Here is a 16,294-nt window from a genome sequence, read left to right on the forward strand (position 1 = left end):
AAATTGTAGCCCCCCCCCTCACCTCTAAAACTCCACATTTTTCCAGCCTTCCGCGCCGAAGCGGAAGTCGCGTTCGACGAATTCCCAGATGAGGAGTTTCTTGCCTTTGAGCACGCTTGCTTTGCGGGCGAGCTTTTCACGGACAAGTGTCGAGGCGCCACCGTCGCTCACAATGCTTGCGACGCGGGCGTTCATGTTCTTCGCGAAGTGGGCAATCCATCCGGCGTTCACCGGTGAATCGGTCTGATAAATGCGGCTGAAACTGTCACCAAGAATCAAGATTTCGGACTTGCGGAAATCGTCTTTGAACACGCTTTCTGTTGAATTTAAAGTGCTTTGCTGCGCGCATATCTTGGCTCCACTCTTTTCGCACAACTCTTCTTGCACTTTCCAATGATAATTGTAGCATGAGTCGATTTTTGCTTTATCTTTAAACTTCTCGTTGCACATTTTCCAAGCAGAATCAACAGCAGCATCAAAGTCTGGGTTTGACTCAATTTCTCTCATAATGTTCAACTGAGAAACAACATGCCCCACAACACGTTGCGTTTTAAATACCCCAAACTTGTTGAGTCCGCTCATCTCACCAACGTCGCCCATGCGGTCGGCAACGGAATCTTTTGCTCTATAACCTAATTCTGGATAAACGCCCCGAAGGTCCTTCAGCTTGATTTTTCCGTCCGATTCCAAGCGGTTCACGGCAGCGGCGATTTCTGCAGCGGCAAGTTCAGCACCACGCGGAGTCCAGTGCGTATCGTCGTTCAGGTAAAGCGAGCCTTCAACGGAATCGCGAGACTTTGCGGCCAAAAGCGGCGTATATAAATCCACCGTGTTAAAGCCAGCACGCGTGAGGGAATCAAGAATTTTTTTGCCATGCGATTGGAGCCCGACGGCATTTGAGAGACTCGCGGCATTCCCGACAGCGGCAGCATTTCCAACCGCGGCAGCATTTTCCCCCGCGGCATTTTTCCCCGCGGCAGTTCCGGCGGCATCCGAATTTTTGCCCGTCAATCGTTCCGGATAAATGCTCGGCTTGCCCGGCGTAACCACCACAAGCAATTCCACGCCCTTCGCCTTAAGCTGGTCGCGAAACCTTTCAATCGCCTTCACCGGATTGTCGAGTTTTGCACTGCGCACATCCAGCGGAGACGGCTGCACCAAAAATTCCACATCCTGGCGGTAGAAAAGCCAACGGTCGGAAGCCGCGGCGGTATCGCGCCCACAGCCCGCACCGATGCAATCGCCAGCAGCGCCAAGCACCACCTTCTCGCCCGGATCACTAAAGAGATTCCAAACCGCAAGCTGATACTTCGGACGCAACGCCAACACAATAGCGCTCTCGTCGTCAATCTTATTTTCAAAAGCTCGCAAATAGCGGCTCGTCCACACGCCGTAATGTTTTACGTCCAAGAACGCACGCCAAAGCGACACATGCCCAAGGTCAGCCACGAGCGACTTGATACAAGAATCCGCCTGCGGGAACGATTCCGATTCGTCCTCCAACTTCGAGATGAGCGTATCCGCCAACTTGAGACTTTTGTAACGAGCTTCAGATGTATCAAGTTCCGCATACGTATTCACCGAAAGCACCGCCGCTTCCAAGTCCGAAAGCGACGAAATTACAGGTTCCAAAGCATCAGTCACTTCTACACCTGCAGCAATAGATTCACGCGCCGCACGCCACTTCACATCGAGCGAGTCCGCAGCCGCAGCGACATTTTTCTCGCGAACAATCGGCGTATAAACCACATCCTTGAAAATGTCAAACGGTTGAAAACGCTTCTCGCCACGCAAATCGGCAACCGCTTGCACGCCAAACGGGAGCAACAACAAAATCGAAAAAATAACGACAGGAATGATATACTTTTTGTTCACGAAAGATAAGATAGAATTTTATTGTGTAGTTACTAGTTCATAGTTACTTATTTCTAGTCCAAAAATTCTACTGCCTCGGATGCAGAAGCATCAATCTAAGTTTCAAAAGGTTGTGTAATGCATGGGCCCTATCGGTCGTTGCACTCCCTCCAGGGTGACAACCGTAAGATGGCAGACCAGAACCACCAAGTTGTTCTGGAATTTATTTAACCGCCGGAGCAATAGGAACTTGCCACCCCAAATTATCACTCCAGTAATTGAAATGCAAATTTATCTGAATTTTTCTTAATACACAAAACAACTGCTTCCTTAAAGTTTCCAATATCTTTTTCGTTCCGGGTAAAAAGAATAGCTTTGTCTTTGAACATTTTCGTACTTTGGAATATGTATTTATCACGTTCTTCTCCAATTCTATAAAATTCAACATCAACCGATGTATTAAAATCGTAAAGTGAACCATCTTCTTTCACAAGTGAGATACGCACCCACATCGTTCGATTTCTTGTCAGGGAATTTTTTTCAACTTTAAATTTAATCGCTCTAGCAAGCTTACTACCCGATAAATAATGCCTGAACCAAGGCACAGGAATCGAATCCATAATCGGGAAAATCGGTGTTACAGTCCCAACATACCCACCCAATTGACGGCGACCTATAAATACATCACTAACTTTCAAATCAAGGACTTTTCGCTCTTTCAACTTTTCATTGTCCGAAACAGAGTCTTTGTCCGGTTCCGAGTTCACCAAGCTATCGTTTGTATGCAACTCTTTATTTTTTAAATCATCAACAGATTTATCATTGGCAATCGAATCTTTTCTTTCCCATTTGGCGTTGTTGCCTATGTTGCGGATTAGGCGGAAACCTTCAGCACGTCCTGCTGTATAATTAGATCTTGAATATCCGTAATTAATATCTTTCCAGTAAGGATTCATATAAGCCTTATACCATTCTCCTTCATCTTTTCTAACAGCATCGTCGCCCCCTTTTAAACAGGATGGAAATGCACGAAGAGCGATGAAGGGATTTCTTTCTTCAAAAAGAACGTGTTCCCAAACGAGTCCAAACATATCATATAGACCGTAACCATTAGGTTTCAACTGGCCCACGGGGCCGGATTCATAAACGACCGCATCCGTATTGAATTGAGCGTATTTTGAAGCCTCTTCAAATGTTGCAGTAGTATCGCCCCAAGGTGCTGGATTTTTTTTATCTCCTCCACGAGCGAACATCATCCACTCGTCGTAATATGGGAGTCTATAGCCGTCAGACGAATAATCTGCTGTAATTTGAATGAATATATCCTCGCGATCGATGAAATCAAGATATTTTATAATGTATTTCCCTTTTGATATGATGAAAGATTCTTGTTTATCTGCTGTAGAAAAAATGTAATATGGTTTTAATCCATCACGAATACTGCGAGCATTTGCGTATTTCATTGCTTGAAATAAGTATATTGTACAAGCTGCAGAATCTTGCATTGCGCATGATTTGTTGCGAGTGCTTGCTTTTTTTCTTTTCGCCCATATTTGGCCAATGTCTTGTCTTGTTCCGCTATCAAAAGATGTTTTCAAAGGGATACTATCCCACATCATTTGTAGAATTTCGCAGTTAGTAACCGGATATTTATCTACTAAATAAGTTCCTGTGACAAAAACATTTCTTTCAGGATCCTCAATTATTTCTCTATTGCGAAACTCTATTCTTTTATTAAAACCAAGCAAAACTTCTTCGTTTTTGAAATCAAGATACTTCATGCCGACTGCTAAATTAATTTTATGCGGACTATCTGATTCTGGCAAATAAACATTTATCGATTCAACTCCAACGTACATTGGAGCTTGGAATGCTAGGCAGGTATCATTGAGAATACTCGAATTTAACGAGGTTTCCCATGCGACAATAGGCCCGTCAACACAAATTTTCACAATTTCGTTTTTCTCCACTTCGAGCCAAAGCTCCTTGCGCAACGAATCGCGGTTCACATCAAAAGTTCTTTGTATTTTGTTTTCTGGAATCTTTTTCAAATTCTTTCTCGGTTTGACACCTTCGACGGGCTTTTTCACCAAAATCGGACCATGAAATCTTTTTGCAAGCCCGACAAGCGTCGCGTGTTCTAAACTATCCTTATACGCACCGCGACATTCTCCATGCTTGTCATAATAAAATTGAGCATTCGCAAACGCAAAGCACATCGTTAGGAACAACAAAAATATTTTCATACAATTGAATATACAAAAATCAATTGTTATAAAGAATGTAACTGGATTTTTCCTCCCTTCGGTCGTCAGGATGACGGCTTCGAGGAAATGGCTTATGTTTCCACCATTTTCCATTCGCCGAGGGTGCGTTTTGCGGAGTCGATGACAGCCCCGATTTTAAAGAGTTTCTTGGGCGTTCCGTCATCCGTTTTTTTAACGGTGTATGGAATTAAGTAACCCCTGTCGTCAATCTGCTTTAACGCGTCTTCAGCGGTCGCGTTCTTGTCCAGCTTAAACTCGAATACATAAACCGCGTCGTCAGTCTCCACGACCGCATCGGCACGACCTGCGGCACAGCGTGCCTCCGTTTCGGTAACGAACGGCGAACACATGCGGAACAGCAGATAGAAAATGGTCTTGTAGTGGTCTTCGTCCTGCCGCTCCGCGTCGTAAGGGATTGAACTCAAGAACGCCCGTAGCATTTCCATCGAATCGTTTATTTTTCCGTCGTAAATTGCGTCCGTAAAGCGAATGATGAAGGTATCGCTCCTGCTTTTGTCGATGCCGGCATAATGCGGAAGCAGGCTTTTGAAAATTCCTTCGCGGACTTCTTCATTCGGGATCGCGAGCTTATAGACGTTGCCGCGAGGGCGGAACCCCTTGATGGTCAGGTAGCCGCTTTGGTAGAGCACAGGCATCGGGTTTGCAGATGTTTCTGTCGGAATGTTGAACATGTCCGCAGTCGCCTCGATGCCTTTTGCAAGTTCTTCGGGGTCTATATTGAATTTGTTAATTTGCTCTATAATGTACGTCGGCGTTCCTGTTTCGAACCAGTAGTTGGTGAATTGCTTATCTTGCAAGGCGTTCATCAGGCTGAACGGATTGTAGATATCGGGCGATTTAGCCGAGAAATGGTAGCCGTCGTATTTTTGCTTGAGTCCGTCGCAAACCTGCTCGAAAGTTTTTCCTGTGGTTGCCGCCATAGCCTCGATTTCGGGCTTCATTTGCGTACGCAGTTCCTCTTCGGAAATTCCGCAGAGAGTCGCGTATTCGTCAAGCATCGAAATGATTTTCAAATTGTTCAGTTCACTGAATATCGAAAGCTGGCTGAACTTGGTGATGCCTGTAATGAATATGAATCTCAAGTGAGCATCAAGGCTCTTGAGTGGGCTGTAAAAGTCGCGGAGCGTCTGCCGCATGGCTTCAAACGCTTTATGATCGACTAGAGTATCAAGCAGAGGGGCGTCGTATTCATCGACGAGGAAAACGACTTTTTCACCGGTCTTTTTTTCTGCTGCAAGAATTACATTTTGCAGACGGCTGCTTTTTTTTAGAGTTTCTTCTCCAAGCGACCTTGGCTGCAAATCGATGCCATAAAGCGACTCGTATTCTTTTAGCTGCAAATCCAAGAGTTCGTCTAAATCGCCGGGTCTTTGGAATTTCATTCGGCTAAAATCGAATCTAAGCACTGGATGCTTTTTCCATTCGGTTTCGAGGCCTTCGATGGCAAGTCCCGTAAACAGTTCCTTGCGGCCTGAAAAGTAGTCGTCGAGCGTGCTTATCAAAAGCGATTTCCCGAAACGTCGCGGACGAGCGAGGAAATAAACCTTGCCTTCTTGAGCAAGCTTGTAAACCAAGTTCGTCTTATCAACGTAAATAGCGTTGAAATTGCGGATCTCCGAAAATGTCTGAATGCCTATGGGAAATTTGCGAGCCATACCGACAATATATAATTTTTTATAGCAGGGTGGGGAGGGGTGCTTTTTGGACCTGCTTGGTAAACTCTGCGAGAACATGGTGTTGCTGCGACCGTGCATAAGCAAAAAAAAGAGGCTTGCAGGCCTCTTTTTTGATAATGACGTTTTGTGAATGTTATTCCTTGTCGGACTTTACTTCGATCCATTTGGCATTGTTGCCGATGTTGCGGACTAGGCGGAAACCGGCATTTTTGTCACTATTGATATTTAATTGAGAATAACCGTAATTTAACTCTTTCCAATATGTAGTGGTATGATATTTATCATCATCTTTTCTTTTAAGAATGCCGTTATCTCCGCCTTTTAAACAAGAAGGACTGTTCTTCTGTACACGGAAAGGATTCGATTCTTCAAAAAGAACATGTTCCCATACTAATCCGAACATATCGTAAAGACCATAGCCATTGGGAAGTAATTGCCCTACGGATTCCGATTTGAAATTTTTTGCAGTGCTTAATTTTGCGTATTTTTCAGTATCATTAAAGGCTACGGAGGAATCACCCCAAGGTGCCTCGTTTTTCATGTCTCCGCCACGGGCCAAAATCATCCATTCGTCATAATAAGGCAGCCTATACCCATATGACGAATAATCTGCAACAACCTTTATGAAATTGAATTGATTATTGCGTTTTGTAAAGTCGAAATATCCAATAATGTATTGACCTTTGGATATAATGCTTGATCCTTTTTCTTTTGTTTCAAAAAATCTATAATAAGGTTTTAATCCTTCACGAAAACTTCGCATATTAGCGTAAGCCATTGCTTGCAATAAAATTATTGTATTTGCAACCGTGTCATGAGCGGGGCATTCTTTGTAAAAAAAAACGTTCTTTGAAGACATCTGACCATCTTTCATGAACACCTTTTATCCACTCATGCTTGTATGAAAAATCTACAGGCATACTGTCATTCATAAAATGTGCTATTTCACAATTTGTTACAGGATACTTATCAACAAGGTATGTTCCAGTGATTAAAGCAAGTCTCTCTGGGTCTTCTTGTTTTGAATGTGCAAGAGATAGGGCTTTTGCAATATTTCCTTCCTCTGGTTTTGGGCTATATCCAAGCAATACTTTTTTTCGTATGAATTTTAGATGTTTCATTCCTATTGCCAGATATATATTCCGCGAAAGCGGTCTTTTTGAAAAATGAACTTTAAGGGTGTCGCTTCCAACAAGAGAAGGTGCTTGAAATACCAAGCATGAGTCATTGATTTTTTTTGAGTCTAGTTTTGTTTCCCATTCCTTAACTTTTTTATCAATGCAAACTTTGACGACTTCATTCTTCTCCACTTCGAGCCAAAGTTCCTTGCGCAATGAATTGCTGCTCACATCAAAAGACCTTTGGATTTTATCTTCTGGAATGTTTTCCTGATTCACGCTTGAATCGATGCCTTGAGCATTCGCAAACGCAAAGCACATCGTTAGGAACAATAAAATCTTTTTCATACAATTGAATATACAAAAAAGAGAACCGGAATCACTCGGTTCTGCATTTGTCATTTAGATTTTACTTCTGTCCATTTGGCGTTGTTGCCAATGTTGCGGATTAGGCGGAAACCCTTTGCTGCTCCACTGCTATAATTAGGATATGAGTAACCATAATTTATCCATTTCCAATAGGGTTCTCTATAAGCTTTGTACCATATGTGTTTTTTTCTGACATGGTTACTCCCTCCTTTCAAACAAGAAGGTCGTTCTTTAAGAATTTGAAATGGATTACTGTTTTCAAAAAGAACATGTTCCCAAACCAAACCGAACATGTCGTATAAGCCAAATCCATTAGGCTTTAATTGACCTACAGGTTCTGCTTCATATCTACTTGCATGTGTTCCGAATATAGCATATTCAGACGCGTCTTCAAAAGTTGCTGTTGTATCACCCCATGGTGCGGTTTTCTTTTTATCTCCACCACGTGCGAACATCATCCATTCATTATAAAAAGGTAGTCTATAGCCATCCGATGACGGATCTACAGAAACCAGAACATATTTGTCGTCATCTATTGAAAAATCAAAATAAGCAATAATATACTGTTTATTTGATAATATACGAGGGGCTTGATAATCCGTTGATGTGAAAATGTAGTACGGCTTTAAACCTTCTTGAATACTGCGAGCATTAGCATATTCCATCGCCTGTGATAAAAAAATTGTACATGCAGCGGAATCATGTGTTATGCAATTATTTTTTTGTGTGAAAATCTTTTTCCTGTAAGCCCATTTTTCAGCCATTTCCTGTCTGTCTGAATTTGTAAAGGATGGTTTTGATGGAATCCTGTTTAACATTAGTTGAGTAAATTCACAATTTGTTATGGGGTATTTATCTACGAGAAAAGTGCCTGTAATTGATGTTAATCTTTCAGGATCTTCTTTGGATGATAAATTATTATTAACGACCTCGTTGTTAAAACCAAGTAGTGCTTCTTCATTTTTGAAATTTAAGTATTTTAAATCGATTGCTAAATTGATATTGTAAACGCTGTCTTTTTCGGGAAAATATATTTTCAGTGTTTCAACACCTGCAAAAATAGGAGCTTGGAATGCTAGGCAGGAATCATTGAGAATACTCGAATTTAGCGATGTTTCCCATGCGACAATAGGCCCGTCATCACAAATTTTCACAAATTCGTTTTTCTCCACTTCGAGCCAAAGCTCCTTGCGCAACGAATCGCGGTTCACATCAAAAGTTCTTTGAATTTTATTTTCTGGAATCTTTTTCAAATTCTTTCTTGGCTTAACACCTTTAATCGGCTTTTTCACCAAAATCGGACCATGGAATCTTTTTGCTAGATTGACAAGCGTCGCGTGTTCCAAACTATCCTTATACGCACCACGACATTCCCCATGCTTGTCATAATAGAATTGGGCATTCGCAATCGCAAAGCACATCGTTAGGAACAACAAAAAAATTTTCATACAATTGAATATACAAAAAAGAGAACCGGGATTGCTCGGTTCTTCATTTTTAGGAAAAAGTTATTCCTCGTCCGTTTTTACTTCGGTCCATTTGGCGTTATTGCCGATGTTTCGGATTAAGCGGAAACCAGCCAACGCAGGACCCCAATTGGGGGCTGCATATCCATAACTAATCATTCTCCAAGTTGGTTCTGATTCAAATTCATCTTTTCGATCTTCTGGATTTTTTCGTACTCGATTACTTCCGCCTTTTAAACACGATGGGTGCCCTAAATAGTACGAGAACGGATTATATTCTTCAAAAAGAACATGCTCTTCAACTAAGCCAAATATATCGTATAATCCATATTCGTTTGGTTGCCGTTGACCAACTGGTTCAGAATCAAATTCTTTCTTTGCTGTAGCAAATATCGCATATTTAGAAGCATCATCAAAGGTTGCAGAAAGGTCATTATCCCACGGGGATCTTTTCTTTTTATCACCGCCTCGTGCTAGCATCATCCATTCATCGTAATAAGGTAGTCTGTAGCCGTCTGAAGACGAATCTACAGTTACTTTGATATACGATTGCTCGTGTTTGCTAAAATCCCACGATGCGATGATGTAGTTTCCTTTGGACAAAATTTCTTCTCCATCGGCATTTACTGCAGAAAACAAATAATATGGTTTTAGCCCTTCTCGGCTACTACGAACGTTTGCGTATTTCATGGCTTGATAGAGAAACACTGTATTTGCAGCAGAATCATGCACAGGACAATTCTTATTGCGTGTAAAGTCTCTTTTTCTTGAAATCCACTTATTTTGAATATTTTGTGCGTATTTTACTTCGTGTATTGATTGTACAGGAATACTATCCCACATTAGTTGTGTAAATTCACAATTTGTCACAGGATATTTATCCACTAAATAAGAACCCGTAACGGATACGAGTCTTTCTGGATCTCGCTCTTTTGTATCTAATCCTAAAAGTTTTCGTCCTTTGAATTCATTATATCCTAATAGAATCCCCTCATTTTTGAAGTTTATGTATTTCATACCGATTGCTAAGTTGACATTGTAGGAATATACGTCGTTATAGAAGTTGATGTAGTAAGGCATGTATTCTTTATAGAAATGCACCCTAAGCGCTTCAACACCAATAAGCGTCGGTGCTTGGAAAGCTAGGCACGAATCGCTAGATATAATCGCTTTTAAGGATGTTTCCCATGCGACAACAGGCTCGTCAACACAAATTTTAACGATTTCGTTTTTTTCAACTTCGAGCCAGTTTTCTTTGTCCAAAGCATCGCGGCTCACGTCAAAAGTTCTTTGAATTTTATTTTCGGGAATCTTTTCCAGATTCTTTCTCGGCTTGACTCCTTCAACCGGCTTTTTCAGCAAAATCGGACCACGGAATCTTTTTGCAAGTTCAACAAGCTTTGAATACACCAAGCTATCCTTATACGCACCGCGGCTTTCTCCATGCTTGTCGTAATAGAACTGAGCACTCGCAATCGCAAAGCATACCGTTAGGAACAACAAAAATATTTTCATACAATTGAATATACAAAAAAGAGAACCGGAATCACTCGGTTCTGCATTTGTCATTTAGATTTTACTTCGGTCCATTTGGCGTTATTACCGATATTGCGGATGAGGCGGAAACCGGCTATTGCACTACTATGAAAATTAGGCCTTGACGATGAATAGTTCATTGACTTCCAATGCGGCTCAGAATGGTATTCACCATCGTCTTTTGTCAATACTAAATTACCGCCACCTTTCAAACAAGATGGACTACCCATAAGTAAATGGAACGGATTCTTTCTTTTAAAAAGAACATGTTCCCATACGAGGCAGAATATGTCATATAAGCCGAATCCGTTTGGTTTTAACTGTCCAACGGGTTCTGATTCATCAAAATATTTTCCAGTACCAAATTTCGCATACTTTAGAACATCTTTAAGATTAGCGGAGGAATCTCCCCAAATTGCTTTGTTTTTTTGGTCTCCTCCTCGTGCAAACATCATCCATTCATCGTAAAAAGGAATACGATAACCATCAGATGATGGATCTACAGAAACTTGAATGAAACCTTCTTTATGATTCGTAAAGTCCCAATAGCCTACAACATATTTACCTTCTGATAATATTTTTGCATCGTTGCTTTCACTTGCCGAAAAAATGTAATACGGCTTAAGTTGTTCTTGATTGCTACGAACATTTGCATAAACCATGGCTTGATATAAGTACACTGAAGCCGCTGCAGAATCATGGGTTAAGCAATTCTCATTGCGAATTCCGTTTTTCTTTCTTAATATCCAATTTTGGGTGTATCGTTTAGAATCGGGATCGAGGTTTGGAACATTTTGGGGGATGCTATCCCATAACAGCTGAGTGATTTCGCAGTTTGTAACTGGATATTTATCGATTAAGTATGTTCCTGTAACGGATACAAACCTTTCTGGATCTTCATTTATTTCGTTTTTTCCATTTATTGTTGTAATGACATTTCTTTTCTTTTGGTTATATCCCAAAAGAACTTTTTCACTTTTAAAATTTAAGTATTTCATGCCTACAGCTAAATTAATTTTTCTTGAACGGCCTGCATTTAAAAAGAATAAATTAAGTGATTCTACGCCGATGAGCGTTGGTGTTTGAAGAATTATGCAAGAATCATTCTTTACTTTTGATTTTAACGATGTTTCCCATGCCTTAACTTTTTGGTCCGCACAAATTTTAACGATTTCGTTCTTTTCGACTTCGAACCAGTTTTCAGTGTTCAAAGTATCGCAGTTTACATTAAGTGTTCTTTGAATTTTTTGAGGAAACTTTTTCAAATTCTTTTTCGGCTTGATGCCTTGAGCATTTGCAAAAACAAAGCACAATGTTAGGAACAACAAAAATATTTTCATACAATTGAATATACAAAAAAGAGGCCGATTATGGTCTCTTAATCAGATTGTTGTTATTTTAATTTTCTAATCAAACGGAAACCAGCTTCAACACCGCTACTGTAATTAGGATAAAAATACCCATAGTTAATCCATTTCCAATAAGGAGTTCGGTATGCTTTATTCCATATATGATTTTCTCAAACTTGATCGTCTCCTCCTTTCAGACAAGAGGGCCGACCTTTAAGAGCTTTAAACGGATTCTTTTTTTCAAAGAGAACGTGCTCCCAAACCAAGCCAAACATATCATAAAGTCCGTAATCATTGGGCAATAATTGACCTACAGGATCGGCTTCAAAAATTTCTGTTTCAGAAAAAAATTTTGCGTATTTTTGAGCTTCTGCAAATGTTGCAGTAGAATCTCCCCAAGGGGCTTTTTTTGTTTTATCACCGCCACGAGCTAGCATTACCCATTCATCGTAATAAGGAAGTCTATAACCGTTAGAAGATGAATCCACTGAAATTTGAACGTACTTGTCTTCGTTCTTTGTGAAATCAAAATAGGCTATAATATAATTGTTTTTTGACAAAATACTTGGTTCGTTAAAATTTGTTTCTGAAAAAATATAATATGGCTTTAGACCTTCTCGAATGCTACGAATGTTTGCGTATTCCATAGCTTGTGATAGGAATATTGTGCATGCAGCAGAATCATGAGCAATGCAGTTGCTATTGCGTATGCTGTTTTTTTTTCGATAAGCCCATTTTAGAGCCATTTCCTGTCTATCGGAATTTGTAAATGTTGGCTTTGTAGGTATTTTATCCCACATTAATTGTGTGAATTCACAGTTTGTTATTGGATACTTGTCCACTAAATACGAACCACTAATTGATTCAATTCTTAATGGATCTTCATTTTTTCGCAAAGGATTTTTCTTTGATTCTGCTGGATCATAATTATTAAATCCTAGCATTATTTCATCGTTATGAAAATTTAAATATTTCAAACTATTTGCAAAATTGATGCTTTGTGAAAAATCACTATCGGGAAAGTATAATTTAATAGTATCAACGCCAATGAACATTGACGCTTGAAAAATCAAGCATGAATCATTCAGTATTTTGGAATCTAAGGATGTTTCCCACGCAAGGACATTATTGTCTAAACAAAGTTTGACTATTTCATTCTTTTCGACTTCGAGCCAGTTTTCTTTGCCTAAAGTATCGCGGCTTACATTAAACGTTCTTTGAATCTTTTTTTGTGGAATCTTTTTCAAATTTTTTCTTGGCTTGACACCTTTGACAGGCTTTTTCACTAAAATCGGACCATGAAATCTTTCGGCGAGCCCGACAAGCTTGGAATACTCCAAGCTGTCCTTATACGCACCGCGACATTCTCCATGCTTGTCATAATAAAATTGGGCATTCGCAAACGCAAAGCACATCATTAGGAACAACAAAATCTTTTTCATACAATTGAATATACAAAAAAGAGAACCGGGATTGCTCGGTTCTTCATTTTTAGGAAAAAGTTATTCCTCGTCCGTTTTTACTTCAGTCCATTTGGCGTTATTGCCGATGTTGCGGATGAGGCGGAAACCGCCTGCTATTCCAGGATAGCCGTACTCAAAACGGCCGTAGTTAAAATACTTCCAATAAGGCATATGGCCATTATGAATTGAACGACTTTCTGTAACGTAGTATGTTCCGCCTTTTAAACAGTACGGAAAATTATTGTTGAAATAATAAACGCCTAAAGATGTAAAGAGGGGGTGTGATTTTTTTAAAAGTACTTGTTCTTCATTTAGCCCAAATACATCGTATAGTCCATATCCATTGGGCTGTCGTTGACCGACTGGCTCTGATAACTCCATTTCCTTTTCTGAATGAAAAAAATCTCTGTTCATAGATTTAAACTTTGCATGTTTTGACGCTTCTTTAAAGGTCGCTGATGAATCTCCCCATGGAGCCTTATTTTTTTTATCCCCGCCACGGGCAAACATCATCCATTCGTCATAATATGGGAGCCTGTAGCCGTCGGACGTGCTATCTATTTTAACCATAATGAGCTTGTTTTCATGTTCTACAAAATCGTAGTAACCGATAATATAGCCTACGGCTTTGGAATTTTTGTCTGCTATGATTGTTGACTCGTCGGCGTCAGTCTCTAAAAATATATAATATGGCTTTAATCCTTCGCGAACGCTACGTGCATTGGCATACTTCATAGATTGGTATAGAAAAACTCTTGTTGCCGCTGTATCGTGCACTATGCATTTTTCATTGCGCTTACTATGTTTTTTTCTGGATATCCATTCTTCTTGAACTCTTCTATAATGTTGATGCGAATACGTTGTTTTGTTTGGAATGCTATCCCACATCAGTTGCGTAAATTCACAGTTTGTTATAGGATATTTATCGATTAAATATGTGCCTGTAACTAAAGCAAGTCTTTCTGGGTCTAATTCTACGAAAAATTCGTTGGTGTTGGCAAATGATGTATCATATTCATTAAAACCTAAAAGAACCTCTTCGTTTTTTAAATTCAAGTACTTCATGCCAACGGCTAAATTGAGTTTAAAAGAACTGTCGGCATCGGGAAAATAGATGTTGATAGATTCAACACCTATAAGTGTTGGTGCCTGAATTGCAAGACAAGAATCGTTTTTTATATTCGAACTTAAAGATGTTTCCCATGCAAGAACTTTTTGGTCAGCGCAAATTTTGACACTTTCGTTCTTTTCGACTTCGAGCCAGTTTTCTTTGTCCAAAGTATCGCGGCTTACATTAAGAGTTCTTTTAATCTTTTTTAAACTCTTTGTAGGCTTGACACCTTCAACCGACTTTTTTACCAAAATCGGACCACGGATTTTTTCAGCAAATTTGACAAGCGTCGCGTGGTCCAAACTATCCTTATACGCACCGCGACATTCTCCATGCTTGTCATAATAAAATTGAGCATTTGCAAATGCAAAGCACATCGTTAGGAACAATAAAATCTTTTTCATACAATTGAATATACAAAAAAGAGAACCGAGATTGCTCGGTTTTGCATTTGTCAATTAGATTTTACTTCGGTCCACTTGGCGCTATTGCCGATGTTGCGGACGAGACGGAAACCGCCTGAACGGGGATATTCATCAATGGATACGTAACTATAATCAATTGTTTTCCAATCAGAATATAGACTGCCACCTTTCAAACAAGAAGGACATTGGCCAACACATGTTTCAGGAGTTCTTGGACCAAATTCTGTATAGGGACCTCGAAGAAGCATGATGCTAGGGTCATCCCCATCATTATGCAATTCCAAAAGAACATGTTCTTGAACTAAACCAAACATGTCGTAAAGACCATAACCATTAGGTTTTAGTTTGCCTACAGGGCCCGATTCATTATACCTTCCCCATCTACAGAAATTAAATGGGACAAATGGAATGTCTATTAGATTTATTTTTTTCCACGCATCACCTTTTATTTCAATACATAATTTTGCGTACTTTGATACTTCATGAAACGAAGCAGAATCGCCCCAAGGAACACGCTTACTTTTATCCCCACCACGAGCCAACATTTCCCATTCGTCGTAATAAGGGAGACGGTATCCGTCCGACGTTGAATCTACCATCACATTAATATTTTTTTCTTCGTGTTCAATAAAATCACCATAAACTATGGTGTATTTATGTTTTTCGTCCGGCCATATTGAGACTCCATCTTGGGTATGATCATGTCTTATTTTGGATTTAATGTGTTTGTATTTATCTGATTTTGGTTTTATTTCGATTATCTTCCTTGTAATTTCCGAAAACACATAATAAGGTTTTAAACTATCTCGAACGCTGCGAGCATTGGCGTATTTCATGGCTAAATACAATGGAAATAAAGTGGCTGCAGAATCATGAATACTGCATTTTTCATCGAAATCATGATTGTGTTTTCTAAGCATCCAGCTTTTTATAAAATCATTGTTTAAAGAATCTAAAGATGTAGAAAATGAAGGAATGTCTTCCCATAACGTATGTAGAATTTCACAGTTGGTCACAGGATATTTATCTACGAGATATTTCCCTGTTACTGATACATTTTTTCTTGACAATCCGGATTTTAAAAGTAAGTCATATCCGTAATGAACTTCTTCATTTTTGAAATCAAGATACTTCATGCCAACGGCCAGATTGATTTTATAGGCACTGTCGGTATCGTAAAATTGCACATTAATTGTATTGACACCGACAAGCGTTGGAATTTGAACTTTTAAGCAAGAATCATTGAGAATTTCGGTATCCAACGAGGTTTCCCATGTACGGACTTTTGAGTCTATGCAAATTTTGACGGTTTCGTTCTTTTCAACTTCGAGCCAAGTTTCGGCTTTTAACGAAGTGCGATCTAAAGCGATATATTTTTCCTTATCTGAACAGCCCGTGCAAAATAGAGAGCAAGCGATGCAGAGGTTTATTGCAAAGAGAAAAGCTATTTTCATTCCGATGCGGCATTTCATACAACTGAATATACAAAATTCTACTATTATAAAGATCCTTCGACTTCGTCCTTACGGAGACGGAGTTTATCCCGGACTTGTTCCGGGACTCAGGATGACACTAGAAGTGACTGAATCCTTCCTCCCTACGGTCGTCATGACAGGCCGTCAAAATAGCATTTTCGCAT

General features: G+C 39.9%; 11 protein-coding genes. All 11 read right to left on the minus strand.

Annotated elements, in window-relative coordinates:
* Window positions 1–24 precede the first annotated feature (24 nt).
* The gene (locus IKG78_RS12560) at window positions 25–1,875 is read right to left on the minus strand and encodes a hypothetical protein (RefSeq protein WP_290943972.1); all 1,851 of its coding nucleotides are present in this window, start codon (window positions 1,873–1,875) and stop codon (window positions 25–27) included.
* Between the two features lie 245 nt (window positions 1,876–2,120).
* Window positions 2,121–4,214 carry an SUMF1/EgtB/PvdO family nonheme iron enzyme gene (locus IKG78_RS12565; RefSeq protein WP_290943974.1) on the minus strand — a complete coding sequence of 698 codons (2,094 nt, stop codon included), beginning with the start codon at window positions 4,212–4,214 and terminating at the stop codon, window positions 2,121–2,123.
* Complete coding sequence (locus IKG78_RS12570; protein WP_290943976.1) at window positions 4,193–5,797, minus strand: ATP-binding protein; 1,605 nt, start codon at window positions 5,795–5,797, stop codon at window positions 4,193–4,195. The genes IKG78_RS12565 and IKG78_RS12570 overlap by 22 nt, the downstream gene beginning before the upstream one ends.
* 154 nt (window positions 5,798–5,951) lie before the next feature.
* Entirely contained in the window at window positions 5,952–6,692 is a 741-nt protein-coding gene (locus IKG78_RS12575) for an SUMF1/EgtB/PvdO family nonheme iron enzyme (protein ID WP_290943978.1), read from the minus strand.
* A complete protein-coding gene (locus IKG78_RS12580; RefSeq protein WP_290943980.1) occupies window positions 6,631–7,284 on the minus strand; it encodes a hypothetical protein in 654 nt (217 codons plus the stop codon). Before IKG78_RS12580 ends, IKG78_RS12575 begins: the two co-directional genes overlap by 62 nt.
* A 50-nt stretch (window positions 7,285–7,334) precedes the next feature.
* Window positions 7,335–8,753 carry an SUMF1/EgtB/PvdO family nonheme iron enzyme gene (locus IKG78_RS12585; RefSeq protein ID WP_290943983.1) on the minus strand — a complete coding sequence of 473 codons (1,419 nt, stop codon included), beginning with the start codon at window positions 8,751–8,753 and terminating at the stop codon, window positions 7,335–7,337.
* Window positions 8,754–8,813: 60 nt separating this feature from the next.
* Complete coding sequence (locus tag IKG78_RS12590; protein WP_290943985.1) at window positions 8,814–10,340, minus strand: SUMF1/EgtB/PvdO family nonheme iron enzyme; 1,527 nt, start codon at window positions 10,338–10,340, stop codon at window positions 8,814–8,816.
* The gene (locus IKG78_RS12595) at window positions 10,337–11,647 is read right to left on the minus strand and encodes an SUMF1/EgtB/PvdO family nonheme iron enzyme (protein WP_290943987.1); all 1,311 of its coding nucleotides are present in this window, start codon (window positions 11,645–11,647) and stop codon (window positions 10,337–10,339) included. The genes IKG78_RS12590 and IKG78_RS12595 overlap by 4 nt, the downstream gene beginning before the upstream one ends.
* 179 nt (window positions 11,648–11,826) lie before the next feature.
* Window positions 11,827–13,098, minus strand: coding sequence for an SUMF1/EgtB/PvdO family nonheme iron enzyme (locus IKG78_RS12600; RefSeq protein ID WP_290943989.1), 1,272 nt, complete (start codon window positions 13,096–13,098; stop codon window positions 11,827–11,829).
* A gap of 60 nt (window positions 13,099–13,158) precedes the next feature.
* On the minus strand, window positions 13,159–14,634 hold the full coding sequence (locus tag IKG78_RS12605) for an SUMF1/EgtB/PvdO family nonheme iron enzyme (RefSeq protein WP_290943991.1): 1,476 nt from the start codon (window positions 14,632–14,634) through the stop codon (window positions 13,159–13,161).
* A gap of 50 nt (window positions 14,635–14,684) precedes the next feature.
* The gene (locus tag IKG78_RS12610; protein ID WP_290943994.1) at window positions 14,685–16,127 is read right to left on the minus strand and encodes an SUMF1/EgtB/PvdO family nonheme iron enzyme; all 1,443 of its coding nucleotides are present in this window, start codon (window positions 16,125–16,127) and stop codon (window positions 14,685–14,687) included.
* Window positions 16,128–16,294: the final 167 nt, after the last annotated feature.

The sequence above is a fragment of the Fibrobacter sp. genome, assembly GCF_017545445.1.
Classification (GTDB): domain Bacteria; phylum Fibrobacterota; class Fibrobacteria; order Fibrobacterales; family Fibrobacteraceae; genus Fibrobacter.

Excerpts from the sequence above, each read along its gene's own strand:
- IKG78_RS12565 (WP_290943974.1), bottom strand. The coding sequence starts at position 4,214 with ATGGAAAATGGTGGAAACATAAGCCATTTCCTCGAAGCCGTCATCCTG.
- IKG78_RS12570 (WP_290943976.1), bottom strand. The coding sequence starts at position 5,797 with ATGGCTCGCAAATTTCCCATAGGCATTCAGACATTTTCGGAGATCCGC.
- IKG78_RS12575 (WP_290943978.1), bottom strand. The coding sequence starts at position 6,692 with ATGAAAGATGGTCAGATGTCTTCAAAGAACGTTTTTTTTTACAAAGAA.
- IKG78_RS12580 (WP_290943980.1), bottom strand. The coding sequence starts at position 7,284 with ATGAAAAAGATTTTATTGTTCCTAACGATGTGCTTTGCGTTTGCGAAT.
- IKG78_RS12585 (WP_290943983.1), bottom strand. The coding sequence starts at position 8,753 with ATGAAAATTTTTTTGTTGTTCCTAACGATGTGCTTTGCGATTGCGAAT.
- IKG78_RS12590 (WP_290943985.1), bottom strand. The coding sequence starts at position 10,340 with ATGACAAATGCAGAACCGAGTGATTCCGGTTCTCTTTTTTGTATATTC.
- IKG78_RS12595 (WP_290943987.1), bottom strand. The coding sequence starts at position 11,647 with ATGAAAATATTTTTGTTGTTCCTAACATTGTGCTTTGTTTTTGCAAAT.
- IKG78_RS12600 (WP_290943989.1), bottom strand. The coding sequence starts at position 13,098 with ATGAAAAAGATTTTGTTGTTCCTAATGATGTGCTTTGCGTTTGCGAAT.
- IKG78_RS12605 (WP_290943991.1), bottom strand. The coding sequence starts at position 14,634 with ATGAAAAAGATTTTATTGTTCCTAACGATGTGCTTTGCATTTGCAAAT.
- IKG78_RS12610 (WP_290943994.1), bottom strand. The coding sequence starts at position 16,127 with ATGAAATGCCGCATCGGAATGAAAATAGCTTTTCTCTTTGCAATAAAC.